This window comes from Caballeronia sp. NCF2, from assembly GCF_023631205.1.
Lineage (GTDB): Bacteria > Pseudomonadota > Gammaproteobacteria > Burkholderiales > Burkholderiaceae > Caballeronia > Caballeronia zhejiangensis.
In genome coordinates, this window is record NZ_JALQDN010000141.1 from 1 (window position 1) to 240 (window position 240).

The 240-nt window shown below is 57.9% G+C and carries 2 tRNA genes; both read right to left on the reverse strand.

Annotated features, from left to right (window positions below):
• Position 1 precedes the first annotated feature (1 nt).
• Positions 2-77 (reverse strand) — tRNA-Gly (locus NCS02_RS36240).
• Positions 78-164: 87 nt separating this feature from the next.
• Positions 165-240, reverse strand: a tRNA-Gly gene (locus tag NCS02_RS36245).

Below are 240 nucleotides of genomic sequence, written 5' to 3' on the forward strand. Positions count from 1 at the left end.
CTGGAGCGGGAGACGAGTCTCGAACTCGCGACCTCAACCTTGGCAAGGTTGCGCTCTACCAACTGAGCTACTCCCGCAATATCCTGCGATACAACTACTGCCGGTACTGCTGCCGCGTTGCGCTTTGCCAATTCAGCGCCGACGACCTCAGAACCTTCAAAATCTGGAGCGGGAGACGAGTCTCGAACTCGCGACCTCAACCTTGGCAAGGTTGCGCTCTACCAACTGAGCTACTCCCGC